The organism is Sphingomonas xanthus, from assembly GCF_007998985.1.
Lineage (GTDB): Bacteria > Pseudomonadota > Alphaproteobacteria > Sphingomonadales > Sphingomonadaceae > Sphingomicrobium > Sphingomicrobium xanthum.
Window position 1 is genome coordinate 1346231 of record NZ_CP041659.1, and the last position, 19246, is coordinate 1365476.

The 19246-nt window shown below is 64.7% G+C and carries 24 protein-coding genes and 1 tRNA gene; 15 read left to right on the plus strand and 10 right to left on the minus strand.

The features are described 5' to 3' along the window. Positions 1 to 129 precede the first annotated feature (129 nt). A complete protein-coding gene (locus FMM02_RS06770; RefSeq protein WP_187107717.1) occupies positions 130 to 1371 on the plus strand; it encodes a L,D-transpeptidase family protein in 1242 nt (413 codons plus the stop codon). A 57-nt stretch (positions 1372 to 1428) separates the two neighbouring features. On the opposite strand, the gene FMM02_RS06775 is transcribed toward FMM02_RS06770, so the two are convergent. Beyond that, positions 1429 to 2106 (minus strand): murein L,D-transpeptidase catalytic domain-containing protein, encoded by a 678-nt coding sequence (locus FMM02_RS06775; RefSeq protein ID WP_147494137.1) that lies wholly within the window; start codon positions 2104 to 2106, stop codon positions 1429 to 1431. 294 nt (positions 2107 to 2400) lie between these two features. On the opposite strand from FMM02_RS06775, the gene rpsU reads away from it, so the two are divergent. Together rpsU and FMM02_RS06785 are read left to right on the plus strand one after the other, a co-directional pair. Further along, complete coding sequence (rpsU, locus tag FMM02_RS06780) at positions 2401 to 2607, plus strand: 30S ribosomal protein S21 (RefSeq protein ID WP_119533862.1); 207 nt, start codon at positions 2401 to 2403, stop codon at positions 2605 to 2607. A 48-nt stretch (positions 2608 to 2655) separates the two neighbouring features. After that, positions 2656 to 3138, plus strand: coding sequence for an FKBP-type peptidyl-prolyl cis-trans isomerase (locus FMM02_RS06785; protein ID WP_147494138.1), 483 nt, complete (start codon positions 2656 to 2658; stop codon positions 3136 to 3138). A 3-nt stretch (positions 3139 to 3141) separates the two neighbouring features. Here FMM02_RS06785 and FMM02_RS06790 read toward each other — a convergent pair whose 3' ends face one another. From FMM02_RS06790 to pyrE, 5 genes are read right to left on the minus strand one after another with little or no spacing between them, the layout of a single operon-like run. Further along, positions 3142 to 4218 carry an AI-2E family transporter gene (locus FMM02_RS06790; RefSeq protein ID WP_147494139.1) on the minus strand — a complete coding sequence of 359 codons (1077 nt, stop codon included), beginning with the start codon at positions 4216 to 4218 and terminating at the stop codon, positions 3142 to 3144. 4 nt (positions 4219 to 4222) lie between these two features. Next, positions 4223 to 5152 carry a signal peptidase I gene (lepB, locus tag FMM02_RS06795; RefSeq protein WP_147494140.1) on the minus strand — a complete coding sequence of 310 codons (930 nt, stop codon included), beginning with the start codon at positions 5150 to 5152 and terminating at the stop codon, positions 4223 to 4225. Beyond that, positions 5153 to 5560 carry a holo-ACP synthase gene (gene acpS, locus FMM02_RS06800; protein ID WP_147494141.1) on the minus strand — a complete coding sequence of 136 codons (408 nt, stop codon included), beginning with the start codon at positions 5558 to 5560 and terminating at the stop codon, positions 5153 to 5155. It abuts the gene before it with no gap. Then, the gene (locus FMM02_RS06805; protein WP_147494142.1) at positions 5557 to 6285 is read right to left on the minus strand and encodes a pyridoxine 5'-phosphate synthase; all 729 of its coding nucleotides are present in this window, start codon (positions 6283 to 6285) and stop codon (positions 5557 to 5559) included. Before FMM02_RS06805 ends, acpS begins: the two co-directional genes overlap by 4 nt. Beyond that, positions 6282 to 6866: an orotate phosphoribosyltransferase gene (pyrE, locus tag FMM02_RS06810; protein ID WP_147494143.1), complete on the minus strand. Its 585-nt coding sequence runs from the start codon at positions 6864 to 6866 to the stop codon at positions 6282 to 6284. The genes FMM02_RS06805 and pyrE overlap by 4 nt, the downstream gene beginning before the upstream one ends. A 181-nt stretch (positions 6867 to 7047) precedes the next feature. Between pyrE and coxB the strand changes: the two genes are divergently transcribed. From coxB to FMM02_RS06825, 3 genes are all read left to right on the plus strand, one after another. Next, positions 7048 to 8097, plus strand: a complete 1050-nt coding sequence (gene coxB, locus FMM02_RS06815; RefSeq protein ID WP_147494144.1) for a cytochrome c oxidase subunit II — start codon at positions 7048 to 7050, stop codon at positions 8095 to 8097. 21 nt (positions 8098 to 8118) lie between these two features. Then, a complete protein-coding gene (gene ctaD, locus FMM02_RS06820) occupies positions 8119 to 9792 on the plus strand; it encodes a cytochrome c oxidase subunit I (RefSeq protein WP_147494145.1) in 1674 nt (557 codons plus the stop codon). 105 nt (positions 9793 to 9897) lie between these two features. Beyond that, positions 9898 to 11094: a BaiN/RdsA family NAD(P)/FAD-dependent oxidoreductase gene (locus FMM02_RS06825; protein WP_147494146.1), complete on the plus strand. Its 1197-nt coding sequence runs from the start codon at positions 9898 to 9900 to the stop codon at positions 11092 to 11094. Between the two features lie 62 nt (positions 11095 to 11156). Here FMM02_RS06825 and FMM02_RS06830 read toward each other — a convergent pair whose 3' ends face one another. Then, positions 11157 to 11765: a peptidylprolyl isomerase gene (locus tag FMM02_RS06830; protein ID WP_342782479.1), complete on the minus strand. Its 609-nt coding sequence runs from the start codon at positions 11763 to 11765 to the stop codon at positions 11157 to 11159. Between the two features lie 104 nt (positions 11766 to 11869). Here FMM02_RS06830 and FMM02_RS06835 point away from each other — a divergent pair, with 104 nt between their 5' ends. The 8 genes from FMM02_RS06835 to FMM02_RS06865 are packed head-to-tail and all read left to right on the plus strand — an operon-like array spanning position 11870 to position 17436. Continuing rightward, the gene (locus FMM02_RS06835; protein ID WP_147495007.1) at positions 11870 to 12766 is read left to right on the plus strand and encodes a heme o synthase; all 897 of its coding nucleotides are present in this window, start codon (positions 11870 to 11872) and stop codon (positions 12764 to 12766) included. Further along, positions 12763 to 12897 carry a hypothetical protein gene (locus tag FMM02_RS11440; RefSeq protein ID WP_281288855.1) on the plus strand — a complete coding sequence of 45 codons (135 nt, stop codon included), beginning with the start codon at positions 12763 to 12765 and terminating at the stop codon, positions 12895 to 12897. Before FMM02_RS06835 ends, FMM02_RS11440 begins: the two co-directional genes overlap by 4 nt. Beyond that, complete coding sequence (locus FMM02_RS06840; protein WP_147494147.1) at positions 12894 to 13439, plus strand: cytochrome c oxidase assembly protein; 546 nt, start codon at positions 12894 to 12896, stop codon at positions 13437 to 13439. The genes FMM02_RS11440 and FMM02_RS06840 overlap by 4 nt, the downstream gene beginning before the upstream one ends. A gap of 30 nt (positions 13440 to 13469) precedes the next feature. Next, positions 13470 to 14366: a cytochrome c oxidase subunit 3 gene (locus tag FMM02_RS06845; protein ID WP_147494148.1), complete on the plus strand. Its 897-nt coding sequence runs from the start codon at positions 13470 to 13472 to the stop codon at positions 14364 to 14366. Next, complete coding sequence (locus FMM02_RS06850) at positions 14366 to 14743, plus strand: DUF983 domain-containing protein (RefSeq protein ID WP_147494149.1); 378 nt, start codon at positions 14366 to 14368, stop codon at positions 14741 to 14743. The genes FMM02_RS06845 and FMM02_RS06850 overlap by 1 nt, the downstream gene beginning before the upstream one ends. Beyond that, on the plus strand, positions 14740 to 15336 hold the full coding sequence (locus tag FMM02_RS06855) for an SURF1 family cytochrome oxidase biogenesis protein (RefSeq protein WP_147494150.1): 597 nt from the start codon (positions 14740 to 14742) through the stop codon (positions 15334 to 15336). Before FMM02_RS06850 ends, FMM02_RS06855 begins: the two co-directional genes overlap by 4 nt. Beyond that, positions 15329 to 16555: a M16 family metallopeptidase gene (locus FMM02_RS06860; RefSeq protein ID WP_147494151.1), complete on the plus strand. Its 1227-nt coding sequence runs from the start codon at positions 15329 to 15331 to the stop codon at positions 16553 to 16555. The genes FMM02_RS06855 and FMM02_RS06860 overlap by 8 nt, the downstream gene beginning before the upstream one ends. Next, positions 16552 to 17436, plus strand: coding sequence for a class I SAM-dependent rRNA methyltransferase (locus FMM02_RS06865; RefSeq protein ID WP_147494152.1), 885 nt, complete (start codon positions 16552 to 16554; stop codon positions 17434 to 17436). Before FMM02_RS06860 ends, FMM02_RS06865 begins: the two co-directional genes overlap by 4 nt. Here FMM02_RS06865 and FMM02_RS06870 read toward each other — a convergent pair. The 3 genes from FMM02_RS06870 to FMM02_RS06880 are packed head-to-tail and all read right to left on the minus strand — an operon-like array spanning position 17433 to position 19017. Next, positions 17433 to 18071: a heme exporter protein CcmB gene (locus FMM02_RS06870; protein ID WP_147494153.1), complete on the minus strand. Its 639-nt coding sequence runs from the start codon at positions 18069 to 18071 to the stop codon at positions 17433 to 17435. The two genes, FMM02_RS06865 and FMM02_RS06870, sit on opposite strands and share 4 nt — an antisense overlap. Next, positions 18068 to 18622: a heme ABC exporter ATP-binding protein CcmA gene (ccmA, locus tag FMM02_RS06875; RefSeq protein ID WP_147494154.1), complete on the minus strand. Its 555-nt coding sequence runs from the start codon at positions 18620 to 18622 to the stop codon at positions 18068 to 18070. Before ccmA ends, FMM02_RS06870 begins: the two co-directional genes overlap by 4 nt. Next, positions 18619 to 19017: a metallopeptidase family protein gene (locus FMM02_RS06880; protein WP_147494155.1), complete on the minus strand. Its 399-nt coding sequence runs from the start codon at positions 19015 to 19017 to the stop codon at positions 18619 to 18621. Before FMM02_RS06880 ends, ccmA begins: the two co-directional genes overlap by 4 nt. 88 nt (positions 19018 to 19105) lie before the next feature. On the opposite strand from FMM02_RS06880, the gene FMM02_RS06885 reads away from it, so the two are divergent. Then, a tRNA-Ser gene (locus tag FMM02_RS06885) sits at positions 19106 to 19196 on the plus strand. Positions 19197 to 19246 lie beyond the last annotated feature (50 nt).

Genomic DNA, 19246 nt, shown 5'->3' on the forward strand with positions numbered 1-19246 from the left:
AACGTTCCGATCGCGACTGCGTGCCTCTGGATGGGGTGGTTCATCCTGTGTATGTCTGGAACTGGTAGACAGGAGGAGCGGCGCAGCGCCGCAGCACATCAGCAGCAGGGGTAAGGACTAGTGTCGAAGTTGCTTCGGAATCGGGTTTCAGTCTTCGCGATGGTCGCGGCCCTGCCGCTTTATGGCGCGCTGGCCCAGAATGCTGACCCGATCGCCCCGCTTCCCGAAGGAACGGCCGTTTCCGAACCCGCTCCGGCGCTGGTATGGCAGGTTCCGCAGGCCCAGGCGCTGCTCAACTATATCTACAATGTGAGTCGCGAAGGGCTTGCTCCGGCGGATTATGATCCGGACGGGTTGCTCAGGGCGATCGCCGGGGGCGACCCGATGGCGATGTCTGCGGCCGCTACCGATCGGTTCAACCGGCTGTCATCGGACCTTGCGCTGGGCCATGTCCGCGGCGAGGCCCGGATCGATTGGCACATTGTCGACCGCGATCTCGATGAAACGCGTCAGCGCCAGTTGCTGGCCTATGCGCTCGGATCCAATAAGCTGGCGGAGGCGCTGGACGGCCTGCTTCCGACCCACCCGCAATATGGCGCGCTCAAGCATGCGCTGCAGGTCACTCCGCGAAGCGAAATCGACAAGGTCAACAAGATCCGGCTCAACATGGATCGTTGGCGCTGGCTGCCCCGCGACCTTGGCCAGAAATATATCATCGTCAACGTTCCGGCATTCTACGCGACACTGGTCGAAGACGGCACGACGCGGTGGAAGCAGCGCGCAGTCGCCGGCGCAATCAAGACCCCGACCCCGCAGCTGACCGCGATGGCGACAGGCGTGATCCTCAATCCATGGTGGGAAGTTCCCAGGAGTATCGCCCCCGAAGTTGCGGGCAAGCCGGGCTATGTCGCGGTCAAGGGGAAGGACGGCAAGGTCCAGCGCTGGAGGCAGCCCCCGGGGCCGTCGAACGCGCTCGGCCAGATGAAATTCGTCATGCCCAACGAACATGCCATCTACTTGCACGACACCAATGCGCGCAGCCGCTTTAATAGCCAGATTCGGGCATTGTCGCATGGCTGCGTGCGCACGCAGAACATCCACGACCTCGCCGCCGAACTGGGCAGCGACGGCGGTGGCGAATGGACGCGGGCGAGGATCGACGAGGTGCTTGCATCGAAGAAGACGGTCGAGGCTAAGTTCGTAACCCCGGTCCCCGTGCACATCGTCTATTTCAGCGTTGCGGCCCTCAATGACGGAACGATCGTTGCCTATAACGACCTATACAAGCGGGACGCCAAGGTTATCGAGGCGCTGCTCGACAAGAAGGGCCTGGCGCCGGCTACTCCGGCAACCAGGGTCGCCAGTAACTAGGGACGAGTCGCCGGCTCAGCAGGCCGGCGGCGCGCAGCAAGTTCGAAATTTTTGGGTTCAGGCCAGCTTGTCGGCGTAGATCAGGCGGCCGCCGCCCAACCGCTGCATTACGTTCCACTGGTCCTTGCGGCTGAACGCAAAACAGCCCTGCGAGCGCCCGAGCTTGCCGTGAATGTCGACCATTTCGGGCTCGGCATACCAGGCGTTGTGGATGACGATGGCCCGGGACATGGCGTTATTGTTGGTCCAGTCGAGGCCGTTCACCTTCATCGAGAGGCCATATTTGCCGTGATAGGTCTCGGCGGTCGTATAGGCGCCGTTCGACGTTGCCTCAGAGCCGGGCCGGTTCGAGAAATGATCGAGGAAGCCGGTATGGCGCCGATCGGAACCGCTGCCATGGGCCACTCGGAAGCTTTCGACATGACCGCTTGGGAGGTGAACGACGTGGAACCGGGCATCAGCCGAGCCGACTCCGAAATCGACCACGCCGATGAAATCACGATGGTGAATCCAGCTGCGCGAATCGAGCGCAGCCTTGGCCTTTTCGAACAGCAGTGGATTGATGCCGATCGGCGCGGTCGGTGTGGCGAACGCGGCCCGGGGCGGCGTTGGCGGAGCCGCGGGAGCGGCAAAAGTCGACGCAGGGAGAATCTGGGAACTTCCGGCGCTGGAGAGCAGGAGTCCGCCCGCGCCCGCAGCCCCAAGGTGCAACATTTCCCGGCGATTCAACGACATTCATCCCTCCGCTGTTGGAGGGCTCTTATAGCGGTTGGAAGGTTAAGCACCGATAACCAAAGGCAAATCTTTCCCCCGCTGACCCCGCCGCGGCAACGGTTCATCGTGAAGCGGCCGTGCCGGGCCTGCCTTGAAAAGCATTTGAGCCGCTGCTAAGGGGCCGCCTTCCGCACGCGTTCATGGCGCGGGCGCACCATATTCATTGCTCAGCGATCCTGTGACCGGACGATCCGGTTGTCGCCGGGCCTGCCCGGTCGATCTCGGGCGAATTCGAAGGGAGTTGGACGGAAGTTTATGCAGATCATCGTTCGCGACAATAATGTCGACCAGGCGCTGCGCGCGCTCAAGAAGAAGCTGCAGCGCGAAGGCGTCTACCGCGAGATGAAGCTGCGCCGTCACTATGAGAAGCCGAGCGAAAAGCGCGCTCGCGAGCGCGCAGCCGCAATCCGCCGCGCCCGCAAGCTGGAGCGCAAGCGCATGGAGCGTGAAGGCGCCCGCTAAGCCCGGGCCTTTCCCTTCCTTGGATTTACGCCTTTCGCGAGGGCAGACATGTCGGTTTCCCAGGTTCCGCTCCGTCCCATCGCCAAAGGCTCGCTGACGCGGCTATGGCTGGCGATCGCCGTCCTGGTCCTGATCGCCTTCGGTCTCGCCACGCTTGGCGCAGGCAGCTTCAAGATGGTTGAAGTCGAAACCGTCCAGGCCGGTAGCGGCCCGACGGTCGGCCCGCTCGATGGTGTGATCATCGAATATACCGGCAAGACCGAAGACGGCACGGTGTTCGATACGACCGAGGGACGCGGCCCGGCGCCGATGCTGGTCGGCCAGGTCATTCCCGGTTTTTCGCAAGCGCTTCAGCAGATGCAGCAGGGCGGTCGATACCGGATCATCATTCCGGGCCGCCTCGCTTATGGGCCAAACCCGCCTCAGGGCAGCCCGATCCAGCCCAACGCCGACCTTTATTTCGACGTCAACGTCCTTCAGGTCGCGCCCAATGCCGCGCTGATGGCGCAGCAGCAACCGGGCGCCCAGTAAGGCCTAGCCCTTCGCCCGGGCATCCTTGGATTCCCCGGCCTTCCTGCGGCTGACATCTTCCAGGGTGGTCTTGATCGCAGCGACGATCGGATCGGCCAGCAGCAGGCCCATGAAACCGAACAGCGCGCCGAACACGAGCTGCGCCGCCAAGACCAGCGCAGGTGCCAGGTCGACGGTGCGCCGCGCGACATAGGGAACGATGATATAACCATCGACCGTCTGGACGATGAGATAGGTGGCGATTGCCCAGATGCCCGCGTCGGTCCCGGCCGAAAAGCCCACCGCGACCATCAGCAAGCCCGAAACGATCGCGCCGATATTGGGGATGAAGGCGAGCAGGCCGGTCAGCAGCCCGAGCAGCGCCGCCATCGGTACCCCGCCCCACAGCAGCATCAGCCAGGTTCCGACACCCTCGACGACCATGCCCAGGATGCGTCCGGCCATCAGGCGGCGCAGCGTGTAGCCGACATGATCGCTGATCTCGTAGAAGCTGGAGCGCCGCTCCATCGGCAGCATCCAGGCGACACCGCGGTCATAGAGACGTGGCTCGATCGCGATGAAGATGCCGATCACCAGGACGAGGACCGAGGAGGTCAGCACGCCCACGGCAGTGCTGAGCGCGGTTGTCAGCCGGCCAACGCCGCCAAGCAATTGGTTGCCAAGATTGGACAGGCCGCTTTCGCTGATCAGTCCCAGCGTACGGAGATATTCCATCGCCCGCTCGGACTGGGCAGTGACGACGGCGCGCAGCGCGCCCGCCTGTTCGGCCAGCGTGGTCCCGGCGAAGTAGAAGGTCCAGGCGATGAAGCCGAAACCCGCAAGCGTGACGATGGCGAGGCGCCACGGCCGCCCGATCGGCAACACCCGGCCAAGCAGCCGAGTCCCGCCGTCGAGGATGACGGCGAAAACCAGCCCGCCGATGATCAGCAGGATCGGCTGCGCCAACCAGATCATCGCCAGGATGGCGAGGATCATTCCCAGCCAGACCGCGGCGCGACGCGCCTCCTCGCGAACGAGCCGGCCCGACAGGTCCGCGGGGCCGGGGCGTTCGGCGGACGTTTCGTCGGTCGGCTCGGTCATCCGTCTAATCCTTCTGAGGGCGAAGCGAGGTGCCTGCCCGTCCTTCGCGGAAGGCGGGGAGCCAGCTTAGTGGATTGAGGCTGGTGGTGCCGTCGAGGCTGAAGGTGATGAATTCGGCTCGGCCGCCGATATTGGCCCAGGGCACCGGGCCGCCGAGGCCCTGTTCGTCGAGCGAGTAGCGGCTGTCGGCGCTATGGTCGCGGTTGTCGCCCATCAGGAACAGATGACCGGCTGGGATTCGCGTCGCGGGATAGTCGTCGCCAGGGCTGCGGCCGTCGTCGACGGTATCATAGCTTACACCGTTAGGCAGCGTTTCGCGGACGATCGGCAGACGGCAGAACAAACCGTCGGCGGTTTCGACTCGCCGATCCCAGAATTGGTGCATTCCGCAAGGGGAATTGGCGTCGACCGGCACCATCGCCGCGGGGCGAACCTCGGCGCGAACCGGCCGGCCGTTCAGAATGAGGCGGCCATCGCGCATTTCGATGATGTCGCCGGGAAGTCCGACGACCCTTTTGATATAGTCCTGGTTCCCGCCGGGCGGCGTGACGATGACGACGTCGCCCCGTTCGGGCAATGACCCGAGCACTCGGTTTTCGCTGGCCGGCAAGGTTACCGTCCAGGGTTCGGGACTGCCGAGCATCAGGCTGCGCACGATTGCCGCCGGGTTGGGAATGGTCGGGGAAACGAACGACCAGCCATAGGGATATTTGCTGACTACCAGCCGGTCGCCCGTAAGCAGGTTGGGCATCATCGATTCCGACGGGATGTAAAAGGGCTTGGCGATGAAGCTATGGAAGGCGAGTACCGCCAGCAGCACCCAGGCAAGCCCCTTGATCTCGCGCCAGGCGGCCGCCCAGCGGCCTTCCTTTTGCGGGTCGGTCGGCACGCTCGCCTCCGCAGGCGCGGGGACGGTTTCACTACGCTCGGACAATCAGGGCTCCATCTTGCGGGCGTAAAGGATCACGAAAGCCTGTGCCCAAGGGTGGTCGTCGGTCATCGTCAGATGAACCTCGATGGCGTGGCCTGCCGGGGACAAGGCGTCAAGCCGCGCCAGCGCGCCGCCGGTAAGCCGCAGCGTCGGCGCGCCCGACGGCGCATTCGCAACGCCGATATCCTTCATATAGACGCCGCGCTTGAACCCGGTACCGACCGCCTTGGAAAAGGCTTCCTTGGCGGCAAAGCGCTTGGCCAGCGTCCCGGCCATGGTGTGCGGCCGCGAGGCGGCCTTGGCGCGCTCCGTGTCGGTGAAAACCCGGTTGAGGAACCGTTCGCCGAAGCGGTCGACCGAATTCTGGATCCGGTCGATGTTGCAAAGGTCGCTGCCGATTCCGACGATCATCGGGCTTCGTCCATCAGCGCGCGCATTCGGCGAACGCTTGCGTCCAGCCCGGTGAAGATCGCCTCGCCGACCAGAAAATGGCCGATATTGAGCTCGGCAAGCTGGGGAATGGCGGCGACGGGAACGACATTGTCGAAGGTCAGGCCATGGCCGGCGTGGGGTTCGATGCCATTCTTGGCGGCAAGGGCGGCGGAATCGACAATGCGCCTGAGCTCGGCGGCTTGATCGCCGCCCTCGGCATGGGCGTAGCGGCCGGTGTGGAATTCGACCACCGGCGCGCCGAGCCGCAACGCGGCCTCGACCTGTTGCTCGCTCGGCTCGATGAACAGGGAAACGCGGACACCGGCATCAGCAAGCCTCGCGACAAAGGGCAGGAGCGCGGCGAATTGGCCGGCCGCGTCGAGTCCCCCTTCGGTGGTTCGCTCCTCCCGCTTTTCAGGAACGATGCAGGCAGCGTGCGGCCGGTGGGCGAGGGCGATGGACAGCATCTCCTCGGTCGCCGCCATTTCCAGGTTCAACGGCAGGTCGATCTGGCCCATCAGCCGGTCGATATCGGCGTCGGTGATGTGGCGCCGATCTTCGCGCAGGTGCGCGGTGATGCCGTCTGCGCCCGCCGCCGCCGCCAGCCGGGCCGCGCGCACCGGGTCGGGGTGCGGCCCGCCGCGCGCGTTCCTGATCGTCGCGACATGGTCGATATTGACCCCAAGGCGCAGCCGCCGGGTCACGCCGCCGCGCGGCTCCCCGGCTTAACCGCGGGGATTGCCGCAAGTTCTTCGGGCAGATTCTTCGCATCATAAGTGGGGACATCGATGCGGATCAGCGGGACGAAGGGAATTCCCAGATCGGCGGTGCCCCCCGACCGGTCGACCAGCGCAGCCTCGGCAATCACTTCGCCCCCGGCCTCGCGAACGGCCTTGATCGCTTCGCGAGACGACAGGCCGGTGGTGACAACGTCTTCGACCATCAACACGCGCTGGCCAGGTTCGATCGAGAATCCGCGGCGAAGGTGAAAGATTCCGTCCGGCCGTTCGACGAACATCGCCGGCTTGCCGAGCGCGCGGCCCATCTCATGGCCGATGATGACCCCGCCCATCGCCGGCGAGACGACGACGTCGATGGAGTCGCGAAGCTCCGCCGGAAGCTTGGCGGCCAGCGCTTCGGCCAGCCGCCGGGCCCGGCCGGCGTCCATCAGCACCCGGGCGCACTGAAGGTAACGCGGGCTGCGAAGTCCGGAAGAAAGGATGAAATGTCCTTCGAGAAGCGCGTCCGCCGCCCGGAATTCCGCCAAAATCTGCTCTTCGGTCACGCCCGCTCCATCATTGGTTCAGGCGTGGAAATAGGGCCGGCGGGCGCCGCTCGCAACCGCGGCGAAAATCGACGGGAAGCAGCGCTTGAGGCTGGGGAATGTCGCGCCTATAAGGCCGCCAATTTCGGGACCTGCCGGTCGGCGGGCTCCTTATCTTGCAACCGAACGTACCGGGGTGACGATGAAACTGATGGGATGGGCGATCGCCCTGGCGGCAGCAAGCCTTACTCCTCTGGCGGCCAGCGCCCAGACTCCCGAGGCCGCGCAGCCGCAGGCGACAAGCCCGACCGAGACTGCTGCCGCGCCGACCGAAGCCGCTGCGCCGGCCCCGGCAATCGACTATGCCGCCCCAACACCGGGTATCGGCGTTCCCGACGGCCGGAAGGGCCTTCAGGAACAGGTCACCGAAGTCGGCCAGCAGGCCGCGGACTTTCACGATTATTGGCTGTTGACCCTGTGCGTGGTGATGAGCCTGTTCGTGCTCGGATTGCTGGTTTACACGATCATCCGCTATCGCCGCGGCGCCAACCCGACGCCGTCGCGGACCAGCCACAACACTGCGATCGAAGTGATCTGGACGCTGGTCCCGGTGCTCGTGCTGGTGGCCATCGCGGTTCCGTCGATCCGGCTGATCCGCGCGCAATACAGCCCGCCGCCGGCGGACCTCACCATCAAGGTCATCGGCAACCAGTGGTACTGGACCTACCAATATCCGGATAATGGCGGGTTCGAAGTCGTGTCGAACATGCTGAAGGAAAAGGCCGACGTGAAGCCGGGCGAGCGGTTCCGCACCGACGCCGACGGCCCGCCGCTGCTGGCGGTTGACGAGCGGTTGGTGATTCCGGCCGGCAAGGTGGTGAAGTTCATCGTCACCTCGAACGACGTGATTCACGCCTTTGCCGTTCCCGCCTTCTGGTCAAAGATGGACGCCAATCCGGGACGTCTCAACGAGACCTGGGTCAAGGTCGACCGCCCGGGCGTCTATTTCGGCCAGTGCAGCGAACTGTGCGGCGCGCGCCACGGCTATATGCCGATCGCCGTCGAGGTGGTGCCCGAAGCGACCTTCAATGCCTGGCTGGCGTCGAAGGGCGGCCAGCCCAAGGGAGCCGCGCAGGTTTCGGCCGGCGATGCCGCCGAAGCCCCGCCGGGTGCCGGCGCGCCGGCGCCGGCGGGCGACAATGCCGCCGTTGCGCAGCCGACCACCAATCAAGCCGCCGTGGCCCAGAATTAAACAAGCGGAAACGAGAGAAACATGAGCACCATTCCCGCCGACGCGCTTCCGCTGCAGGCCCATGGGCATGACGCCCATCATGACGCGGACCACAAGCCGGGCTTTTTCGCCCGCTGGTTTATGTCGACCAATCACAAGGACATCGGCACGCTCTACCTGATCTTCGCGATCGTCGCGGGGATCATCGGCGGCGCCATTTCGGGCGTGATGCGCGCCGAGCTAGCCGAGCCAGGCATCCAGTATCTGACCCAGGGTTGGCCGATCGGCGCGGGCACCGCCAATTTCGACGAGGCGCTTCACCACTGGAACGTGCTGATCACCGCCCACGGCCTGATCATGGTCTTCTTCATGGTCATGCCGGCGATGATCGGCGGCTTCGGCAACTGGTTCGTGCCGCTGATGATCGGTGCGCCGGACATGGCCTTCCCGCGGATGAACAACATCTCCTTCTGGTTGCTCGTCCCGGCCTTCATCCTTCTGCTGGGTTCGGCTTTCGTCAGCGGCGGCACGGGGCTTGGCGCCGGAACCGGCTGGACCGTCTATGCGCCGCTTTCGACATCGGGGTCCTCAGGCCCCGCGGTCGACATGGCGATCTTCTCGCTTCACCTTGCCGGTGCAAGCTCGATCCTTGGCGCGATCAATTTCATCACCACCATCTTCAACATGCGCGCGCCGGGCATGACCCTGCACAAAATGCCGCTGTTCGTCTGGTCGGTGCTGATCACCGCCTTTTTGCTGCTGCTTGCGCTGCCGGTGCTGGCGGGTGCGATCACCATGCTTCTGACCGACCGCAACTTCGGCACGGCCTTCTTTGATGCCAGCGGCGGCGGTGACCCGGTGCTTTACCAGCACTTGTTCTGGTTCTTCGGCCACCCGGAAGTCTACATCATGATCCTGCCAGGGTTCGGCATGGTCAGCCAGATCATCGCGACCTTCAGCCGCAAGCCCGTCTTCGGTTATCTCGGCATGGCTTATGCCATGGTCGCGATCGGCGTGGTCGGCTTCGTCGTCTGGGCGCACCACATGTTCACCATCGGCATGGACGTGAACACCAAGATGTACTTTACCGCCGCGACGATGATCATTGCGGTTCCGACCGGCGTGAAGATCTTCTCGTGGATCGCCACCATGTGGGGCGGCTCGCTCAGCTTCGAGACGCCGATGCTGTGGGCGATCGGCTTCATCTTCCTCTTCACCGTGGGTGGCGTCACCGGGGTCGTGCTCGCGAACGGCGGTGTCGATAACTACATGCACGATACCTATTATGTCGTCGCGCACTTCCACTATGTGCTGTCGCTCGGCGCGGTGTTCGCGATCTTCGCCGGCTTCTATTACTGGTTCGGCAAAATGACCGGGAAGATGTATAACGAGTTCCTCGGCAAGCTTCACTTTTTCGTGATGTTCGCAGGCGTGAACCTGATCTTCTTCCCGCAGCATTTCCTCGGCCTCGACGGCATGCCGCGCCGCATCCCGGACTATTCGCCGGCCTATGCGGAATGGAACCAGCTTTCGACGATCGGCTATATGGTGATGGCCGCGGGCATGGCGATCTTCTTCGTCAACATGGCCTGGTCGCTGTTGGCCGGTAAGAAGGCCCCGGACAATTATTGGGGCGAAGGGGCGACGACGTTGGAATGGACGCTGACCAGCCCACCGCCTTATCACCAGTTCGAAACCTTGCCGAAGATCGACTAAGCGCGATTGACGGTGACGAAGGGCCTGGGACCGCGGCGGCGGTGCCCGGGCCTTTTCTTGTGTGAGCAGGTTCGAATTTCGTCGGGCATCCGCTAGGGGCAGCGGATGAGTAGTCCGCGCCTCTTCGACGCAATCGTCATCGGCGCGGGAGCGGCGGGCATGTTCTGCGCCGCGCTTGCCGGACAGCGCGGGCGCAACGTCTTGCTAGTCGACCATTCGCCAGAGCCCGGCCGCAAGATTCTCATCTCCGGCGGCGGCCGGTGCAACTTCACCAATATCGGCGCAGGTGCAGCGAACTTCCTGTCAGCCAATCCCCATTTCGCCAAATCCGCGCTGGGTCGCTTCACTCCGGCGGATTTCCTGAGCCTGGTCGAACGTCATGGCATCGCCTGGCACGAGAAAACCCTGGGACAGCTGTTCTGCGACGGTTCGGCAAGGCAGATTGTCGCAATGCTGCTCGACGAATGCGCGGCCGGCGGTGTGGAAACCGCCTTCGGCCTACCAGCTGTCGTCGAGCATCGTGACGGGCAGTTTGAGGTTGGAGTGGGCTCAAGCACGGCGCGGGCACCGGCACTGGTGCTTGCAACCGGCGGCCTGTCGATCCCCAAGCTTGGCGCGACGAGCTTCGCCTACGATGTGGCGCGCCGGTTCAGGTTAAAAATCGTCGAGCCGCGCCCGGCGCTGGTCCCGCTGACCCTCGCCGCCGACCAGGCCCTGTTCAAGACGCTGTCGGGCGTATCGGCCGATGTCATCGCCAGCGCCGGTTCGGAAATGTTCCGCGAGGCCGCTTTGTTTACGCACCGCGGCCTGTCGGGCCCTGCAATCCTTCAGGCGTCGTCCTATTGGCAGCACGGCCAACCGATCAAGATCGACTTTTTGCCTTCGGTCCAAGGCGGCTGGCTGCGCGAGGCGAAGCGGAACGAACCGCGCGCGCCATTGGCCAGGCTTCTGAATCGGCACCTGCCGGAACGGCTTGGCCAGGCGCTCACGGACCAGCTGGGCCTGCGGGGCGAATTGGCCAATATTCCCGACCGCGCGCTGGAAGTGGCCGAGCGGCAATTGGCCGGATGGTGCTTCCATCCCAACGGCACCGAGGGCTTTGCCAAGGCCGAGGTGACAGCGGGCGGGATCAGCACCGCCGAATTGTCGTCGAAGACAATGGAGGCCAAGCGGATGCCGGGCCTCTACGCAATCGGCGAGGCGGTCGACGTTACCGGCTGGCTGGGCGGCTATAATTTCCAATGGGCTTGGGCCAGTGGTCATGCCGCGGCAGAGGCGCTAGCGAACCGTCATCCTTTGTAGGGGTCCACGGGGGCCTTGGCGCATGTGCTACAAGATGGCGGAGTCTGGCTAGACGGATCGGCCTAGGGCTTGAGCCGCGTGGCCTTGCTGATGGTGATAACGGGTTCCAGCATCTGCCCCTTCATCGAACCCTCACCCTTGGTTGGCGAAACCGGCGCTGCGAGAATTTTCTCGACGATTTCCATTCCCTCAACGACGCGGCCGAATGCAGCGAAGCCCGGCTCGGCAGCAGTGGCGTCGAAGCCGGGGATATCGGTAGTGAGAATGAAGAAGTCAGACTTGGCGGTACCAGGTCCAAGGCTGGCCATTGAGATGGTGCCGCGCAGATGCTTGAGGCCGGTGGTCGCGGTGGATTCATGTCCAATCGGCGCGGCGAGCTTGCGCGCGTCGCTGCGAATCCCGCCTTGTACGATGCCGCCGTCGCCATAGCGCATCGCCCGATAGAAACTTTCGCCGTCGAACTTCCCGCCATCGACATAGGCGAGGAAGTTGGCCGTGGTGAGGGGCGCGCGGCCGCGATCGAGCGCCAGCACAATCCTGCCCGCCGAGGTGTCCAGCGCAACCTTGACCAGGTCATCCTTGGCCGGCTCGGCGATCGTCGGGCTGGCAGACTGAGCGGCTAGCGGCGCGGCAAGGGCCATCAGCAGTGGAAGAGCGATTCGGATCATCATGGCCACATGCTAGCCTAGTGATGCTGAACGCCAAGTGCCTGGCTGCACGGCCCTTTCCTCAATCCGCCCGACACCCTATAGGGCGCGCCGTGACCAGCGTTCCGATGGATCAGACCCAACCACTTCCCGCCGATTGGCGCGACCTGTTCGCGCTGACGAAGCCGCGCGTCATGAGCCTGGTGGTATTCACCGGCTTGTGCGGCCTGCTCGCGGCTCCGGGATCGGTCCATCCGGTGCTCGGCTTCACCGCAGTGCTGTGCATCGCGCTAGGCGCGGGCGCAGCGGGAGCGCTCAATCAATGGTATGAGCATGACCTCGACGCCAAGATGAAGCGCACCGCCGGGCGACCGCTTCCGTCCGGACGGCTGAGTCGTCAGACCGCGCTGCACTTTGGGGTCGGCCTGTCGGTCTTTTCGGTTATCCTGATGGACCTTGCGGCCAATCACCTGGCGGCAGGGATCCTGGCCCTGTCTATCCTCTTCTATGTGCTGGTCTATACTGTCTGGCTGAAGCGTCGGACCGCGCAGAATATTGTCATCGGCGGCGCCGCGGGAGCGTTCCCGCCGCTGATTGGCTGGGCGGCGGTGACCGGCGATGTCACCACCCTGCCGATCCTTCTGTTCGCGATCATCTTCCTGTGGACCCCGCCCCATTTCTGGGCGCTTTCGCTGTTCGTCCGCACCGATTATGCCAATGCGGGGGTGCCGATGCTGCCCGTTGTCGCCGGAATCACATCCACCCGCCGGCAGATCGCGCTATACACCTTCCCGATGATCGCTGCCGCGATCGCGCCATGGCCGCTGGGCCTGACCGGATGGGTTTATGGCGCGGCTTCGGTCGTGCTCAATGCGGTCTTCCTGCTGCTGTCGTCGGCGGTCCTCGCCAACAGGGCAGCCGAACCCGCTGGGATGGGCCCGGAAAAACGGCTGTTCGCCTATTCCATCCTCTACCTGTTCGCGCTGTTCGGCGCGCTGGTCGTCGACCGCTGGGTGCTGGCATGATCAACAATAGTGATGAAGACCTCGTACGGAAGCGGCAGCGGGAGCGCTCCCGCCTGCTCGCGATCCTGCTCGGCGCGTTCGTCGTCCTGATGTTCGCGATCACAATCGCCAAGATGGGACTGAACCAATGACCAGCCTGGCGCAAAAAAACCGGCTGGTGGCAATCCGAGCCGCGCTGTTCGGACTGGCGATGCTCGGCCTCGCCTTCGCCTCGGTGCCGCTTTACCGGATCTTCTGCCAGGTCACCGGATTCGGGGGGACGACGATGAAGGCCGAAGCCGCGCCAGGGGCGGTTGCCGGCCAGGTCGGCGTACGGTTCGACGCCAATATCGACCCACGCCTGCCATGGAAGTTCGAACCGGAGCAGACGACCATCCGCGTCAAGCCGGGAGCGAGGACCCAGATCCATTATCTGGCGACCAACTATACTGCCCGGACCACCATGGGCACGGCGACCTTCAACGTAACGCCCAGTCAGGCCGGGCAATATTTCAGCAAGATTGAATGTTTTTGCTTCAGCGAGCAGGTCCTGAAACCTGGTGAAAGCGTCCGCATGCCTGTGATCTTCTTCGTCGACCCCAAGCTTCGAGAAGACCCCGACACCGCCCATATCGACGAGATCACGCTCAGCTATACATTTTATCCGGTGGAAAATCCGACAAGCGCTCGCTAGAGCCGCTGGCAATCAACGGGAACGAGACTCATGGCCGCGACCAAGAATCACGATTATCACATTCTTCCGCCTGACCAGTGGCCGCTCATCGGCTCCTTCTCCGCGCTCGCCCTCACCGGCGGTGCGGTGATGTGGATGCATGACAACGCCTATGGCAAATTCATCTTCTTCGCCGGCCTGCTCGGCGTACTGATCACCATGTTCAGCTGGTGGGCGAATGTCATTCGCGAAGGCAAGGCGGGCGACCATACGCCCGTGGTCCAGCTTCACCTGCGATACGGTATGATCCTGTTCATCGCTTCGGAGGTGATGTTCTTCGTCGCATGGTTCTGGGCCTTCTTCTCGGCCGCCCTGTTCCCGCCGCCGATCGAGGTGATCGAAGGTGCGACGCAGGTCATGACCGATCCGGCTGCGGCGCAATGGCCGCCCAAGGGCGTCCATGTGCTCGATCCCTTCGGTTACCCGCTGCTCAACACCTTCATCCTGCTTTGCTCGGGCACCACGATCACCTGGGCCCACCATGCGATGATCCACGGGCATCGCGGGGGCGAGCTGAAGGGATTGTGGGGCGCGCTGGGCGTCGGCGAGAATGACGGCCTGAAGAAGGGCCTGTGGCTGACCATCGCGCTTGGCCTGATCTTCACCGCGGTCCAGGCCTATGAATACGTCCACGCCCCGTTCGACTTTAAGGGCAACATCTACGGCGCGACCTTCTTCATGGCGACCGGGTTCCACGGCGCCCATGTCATCATCGGCACCATCTTCCTGATCGTCTGCCTCGTCAGGTCCTACAAGGGCGACTTTACGCCCAAGGCCCACTTCGGTTTCGAAGCGGCGGCCTGGTACTGGCATTTCGTCGACGTGGTGTGGCTGTTCCTGTTCGTTTCCATCTACGTGTGGGGCGGCTGGGGCGCGCCGATGCATTGATGACGACGGCGCCGACCACCGGCGCCGCGCCGTCGCTGGCGGCGGCGAGTCTGCAGGGGCTTTGTCCCCAGTGCGGGGCGAGGACGCTGTTCGCGGGCCTCGCCCGCTTCGCGTCGAACTGCCGGCGCTGCGACCTGGATTTTCAGTCCTGCAATGTCGGCGACGGGCCGGCGGCTTTCCTGATCCTGATCGTTGGCGCAATCCTGGCGGTAGCGGCAATCATGCTCGACCTTTCCGCCAGTCCGTCTTGGTGGGTCCATCTCATCTGGGTCCCCGCGGGCGCGGCGTTGACCCTCGCAGGCTTGCGGATCGGCAAGGCGGCATTGATCTATCAGGAACATAATCATCGGGCGCGGGAAGGACGGAGAGTGAAATGATCCGCAAGCTGCCCCTCATCCCAACCATCCTGGTGGCCGGTGCGATTGCCGTCATGATCGCGCTCGGTTTCTGGCAATTGCAGCGCAAGACCGAAAAGGATGCGCTGGTCGCCGCCTATGCCGCCGCCGCGGACAAAGCGCCGATCGGCTGGCCCAGCATGCCGCTCAAGGAACCCTTGCCGCTGTTCCGCTATGCGACGGGCAATTGCCTCGCCGTCACAGCTTTCCGCACCGCGGCCGGGCAAAACCGGCGGGGGGAGCCCGGCTATCTGGTGATCGCCGACTGCCGCACCGGCGCCGAAGGTCCCGGGATGGCTGTCGAGCTTGGCTGGTCGAAAAATCCCAACGCCGGGCGGGAGTTCAAGGGAGGACTAGTGAGCGGACTGATCGCACCCGATCGCGTCAGTCGGATGCGCATCGTCGCGGCCAGCCCTGGCCCGGGACTGGAAGCAAGCGCGCTGCCCTCACCCGAAACGATCCCGAACAATCATCTGAGCTACGCCATTCAATGGTTCCTGTTCGCGGGGATAGCCGGAATCATTTATGCGCTTGCCCTCCGGCAACGCTGGCGCAAGGAAGCCGGCAATGGTTGAACTTACGCGTCTGGCCAATGGCGTCACGGTGGCGATCGACCCGATGGCGGGGGCCCAGTCGGCGGCGATCGGCCTTTACGCCGCCGTGGGCTCGCGCTCCGAGGCCGACGGCAAGGGTGGACTCGCGCATCTCGTCGAACATATGGTCTTCAAGGGCGCCCGCGGCCGCGACGCCCGCGCAATCGCCGAAGCGATCGAAGACGTCGGCGGTTCGCTTAATGCCTGGACTGCCCGCGACCAGACCGTGTTCCATGCCCGCACGCTTGCGCCCGACGTCGGCCTTGCACTCGAACTGATCGCCGACCTGGTCCGCGCGCCGCGGCTCGACGAGAACGAGCTGGAGCGGGAGAAGCTGGTGATCCTGTCCGAACTCGGCGAATGCTTGGATGCCCCCGATGACGTAATCCACGACCGGTTGTTCGAGGCTGCCTTCGGCGATCAGCCCCTGGCTCGGCCGATCCTGGGCACCGAAGCCAGCATCCGCGCCTTGTCGCGCAGCGACTGCACCGGCTGGCTCGACCAGCAGTATCGGCCAGAACGGCTGGTGATTTCGGCGGCTGGCAAAGTCAATCCAAGCCATATCCTCCTGCTCGCCGAGGCGCTATTCGGCGATCTTGAAGCCATGGCGCCGCCGGAGATTGCGCCCGCGCTATTTTCCGGCGGCATTCGTGCCGACCGGCGGCCAAGCGAACAAACCCATGTCGGCCTGGCCTTTCCCGGAGTCGCGGCCTCACATCCCGACGCCCCGGCGCTGGCCCTGTTCGCACAGGCGGTCGGCGGAGGCATGTCGTCCCGCCTGTTCCAGGAATTGCGCGAGGACCGCGGTCTTGCCTATTCCATCTACAGCTGGACTCAGGGATTTGCCGAAACCGGCGTGTTCGCGATCAACCTGTCGGCGGACAAGGCGCGGGCGCTGGAGGCGCTGAACCTGGCCCGGGATACGGTCGAACGGGCGGCAGCGGATTTGACGGATGCCGAACTGGCGCGCGCCCGGGCGCAGGTCGAAGCGGGCATCTTGATGGCGCTGGAAACGCCTCAGGGCCGGGCCGACGCCATGGCCCGGTCGCTGGAGATATTTGGCCGGGTGATGACGATCGAGGAAATGTTGGTCGAGGTTCGCGCGGTGGACGCCGCAGCAGCGCGGGCGGCGGGCGTGGCGATGCTGTCCGGGCCGCGTGCCATCGCCTCGGTCGGCGGAAAGCTCGCGCTTGCGGCATGAGCCTCACTGACCTCAAGACTATCGTTGCCGAACCTTGGAGCGACTGGGCCCTCATCGATTGCGGCGATGGCCGCAAGTATGAGCGCTACGGCCCGATCACCGTGGTTCGTCCCGAACCGCAGGCGATGTGGGCCCCGGCGCGCGACGACTGGTCGCCGCACGCAACCTTCATGCCCGGCAGCGACGAGGAGGGCGGCGGGCGGTGGGTCCGGCATCGCGACGTGCCGCGGGATTGGCCCTTGGGCCGCGACGGCGTGTGCTTCCATGCCAGCCTGACGCCGTTCCGCCATCTGGGATTCTTCCCCGATATGGCGCCGCAATGGGACTGGATGCGCGGCAAGATTGCGCAGACCGGCGAGGATGATGCCGAGGTGATGAACCTTTTCGGCTATACCGGGGTCGGAACGCTGCTGATGAGCGAGGCGGGCGCCAGAATGGTGCATGTCGACGCGTCGAAGAAATCGGTCGAGGGCGGCCGCTCCAATGCCCAATTGTCGGGCCTGGCCGAACGGCCGATCCGCTGGATAGTCGACGATGCAGCCAAGTTCGCCGCTCGCGAAGTCCGGCGCGGACGACGCTACGACGGTATCCTTCTCGACCCGCCTAAGTTCGGCCGCGGACCCGAAGGCGAGGTCTGGAGGCTGGAGGAACATCTTGCGCCGCTGCTTGCCGATTGCAGAAAGCTGCTCGACGCCGATAGCCGTTTCCTGGTCCTGACCGTCTATGCGGTGCGCATGTCGGCGCTGAGCATCGGGGAGTTGCTCCGCCAGCTAACCGCCGAGCTAGGAGGGACGGTGGAATGCGGAGAAATGGCGATCCGCGAAGAAGCCCGCGGACTGCTACTTCCGACCGCCATTTTTGCGCGCTGGTCGAACAGCTAGTTTCGCGCGGCGCGGATCGCGGCCCCGGTCACGAACGGGGCGCCCGCGACCAGCAATAACGCCGCCGCAGCCTCCAGCTTGAGTGCAGCGGCGCCATCCTCGCCGGTGGCTGCGGCGCCGAAGATCACCAGCGGCACGGCCAATGGCATCAGCAGCAGCCCGGCCAGCGCCCCGGCGCGGGGAAGGCCCGCGGTCAGCGCTGCTACGCTTACCGCCAGCGCAGCGAGAGCCGGCGTCCCGATCGCCAGGGCGACCAAGGTCCTTGCCAGGGTCGGACTGTCGAGCCCGACCAACACGCTGCCCGGGACTGCGGCGATCAGCAGCATCGGACCGAAAGTCAGCCAATGGCCGATGATCTTCGCGGCCCCGACGGCTTCCTCGGTCGTCCCGGTCATCGCCAGTTGGTCGAGTACGCCCTCGGCACGGTCGGGCTCGACCAGCCGCTCGATAGGCAGCAACGCGGCCGTCAGCGCGGCGATCCATAATGCCCCGCCGCCAATCCGGGCGAGCAGCTTGGCATCGGGCCCCACCGCGAAAGGCACAATGGTGGCGACCAGCAGGAAGAAGGCGGTCGGAAGCCAGGCCGCGCCGGACAGGCCGCGCCGGACTTCGCGCAGGATGAGCCGCCCGGTCATCGGCCAAGCTCGAGCATTGACCAGTCACCGGACAGCGGCACATGGCTCGCGGCGAGGACGGCGCCGCCGGATGCGCGGTGATCGGCGACAGCCCTGTCGAGTTCGTCCCGGCCGGTACGATCGAGGCCGTTCAGCGGTTCGTCGAGCAGCCAGAGCGGCGCGCCGCTGGCCATCACTCGTGCCAGCCGCGCCCGCCGTGCCTGGCCGGTGGACAGCAGGCGGACCGGGACCTCCGCCAGATCGTTCAGCGCGAATGCCGCCATCGCTTCGGAGAGCCGCGGCATTCCCCAGAATGCCAGCGCCCGGATCAACGGTAGTTCCCGATCGAGGGCGAGCCCTTCATCGGCCAGGGTCGCCGCTGCGCGCTCAAGGCGTCCCGCAGTCGGGCGCAGCAGTCCGGCGACCAGCCGGATCAGGCTCGACTTGCCGCAGCCGTTGGGCCCCGCCACCTGCAACGCGCCGCCCGGCTGCAAGGACAGGCTGAGCTGCTCGAACAGCAGCCGTCCGCCCCGCACCAGCGCGATATCTTCGCAGGTCAGGAGAGCGCTCACGGCCGCTCCTCCAAGGCGTGCATGTCCTCGTCGCTAAGTCCGAAATGATGACCGACTTCATGAATCAATATGTGGCGGACGAGATGTTCGAAATCCTCGCCCTCCTCACACCATTCGGCCAGGATCGGTTGGCGGAACAGCCGGACCCGGTCGGGAAGCGAGCCGCTGGTGTCGACGCTGCGTTCGCTGATCGGGATGCCTTCGTAGACCCCGGTCAGCTCGAGCGGGTGCTCGATCCCCATTTCGGCGAGCAATTCCTCCTCGGCATAGTCGTCGACCTGAAGCACGACATGCGCCAGGTACGACGCGAAGGGTTCGGGCAGGCGCAGCATCGCCGCGCGCGCGATGGACTCGATTTCCTCGGCTGTAGGGGGGTGATTGAAGCTCCGTGCCATGGACTTGCGGCATAGAGGTGCGAGAGGGGGCGCGGCAAGCTTGCCCGAACGCGCATCCCCCTCTACATGGCCGCCTTCCAGCGAATGCGGAGCGGTGGCCGAGTGGTCGAAGGCGCTCGCCTGGAAAGTGAGTATACGGCAAAACCGTATCGAGGGTTCGAATCCCTCCCGCTCCGCCACCCTGTCACCCGCCTGTGAAACTTCCGGCCGCCTGCTGCCGTTTAGGGGA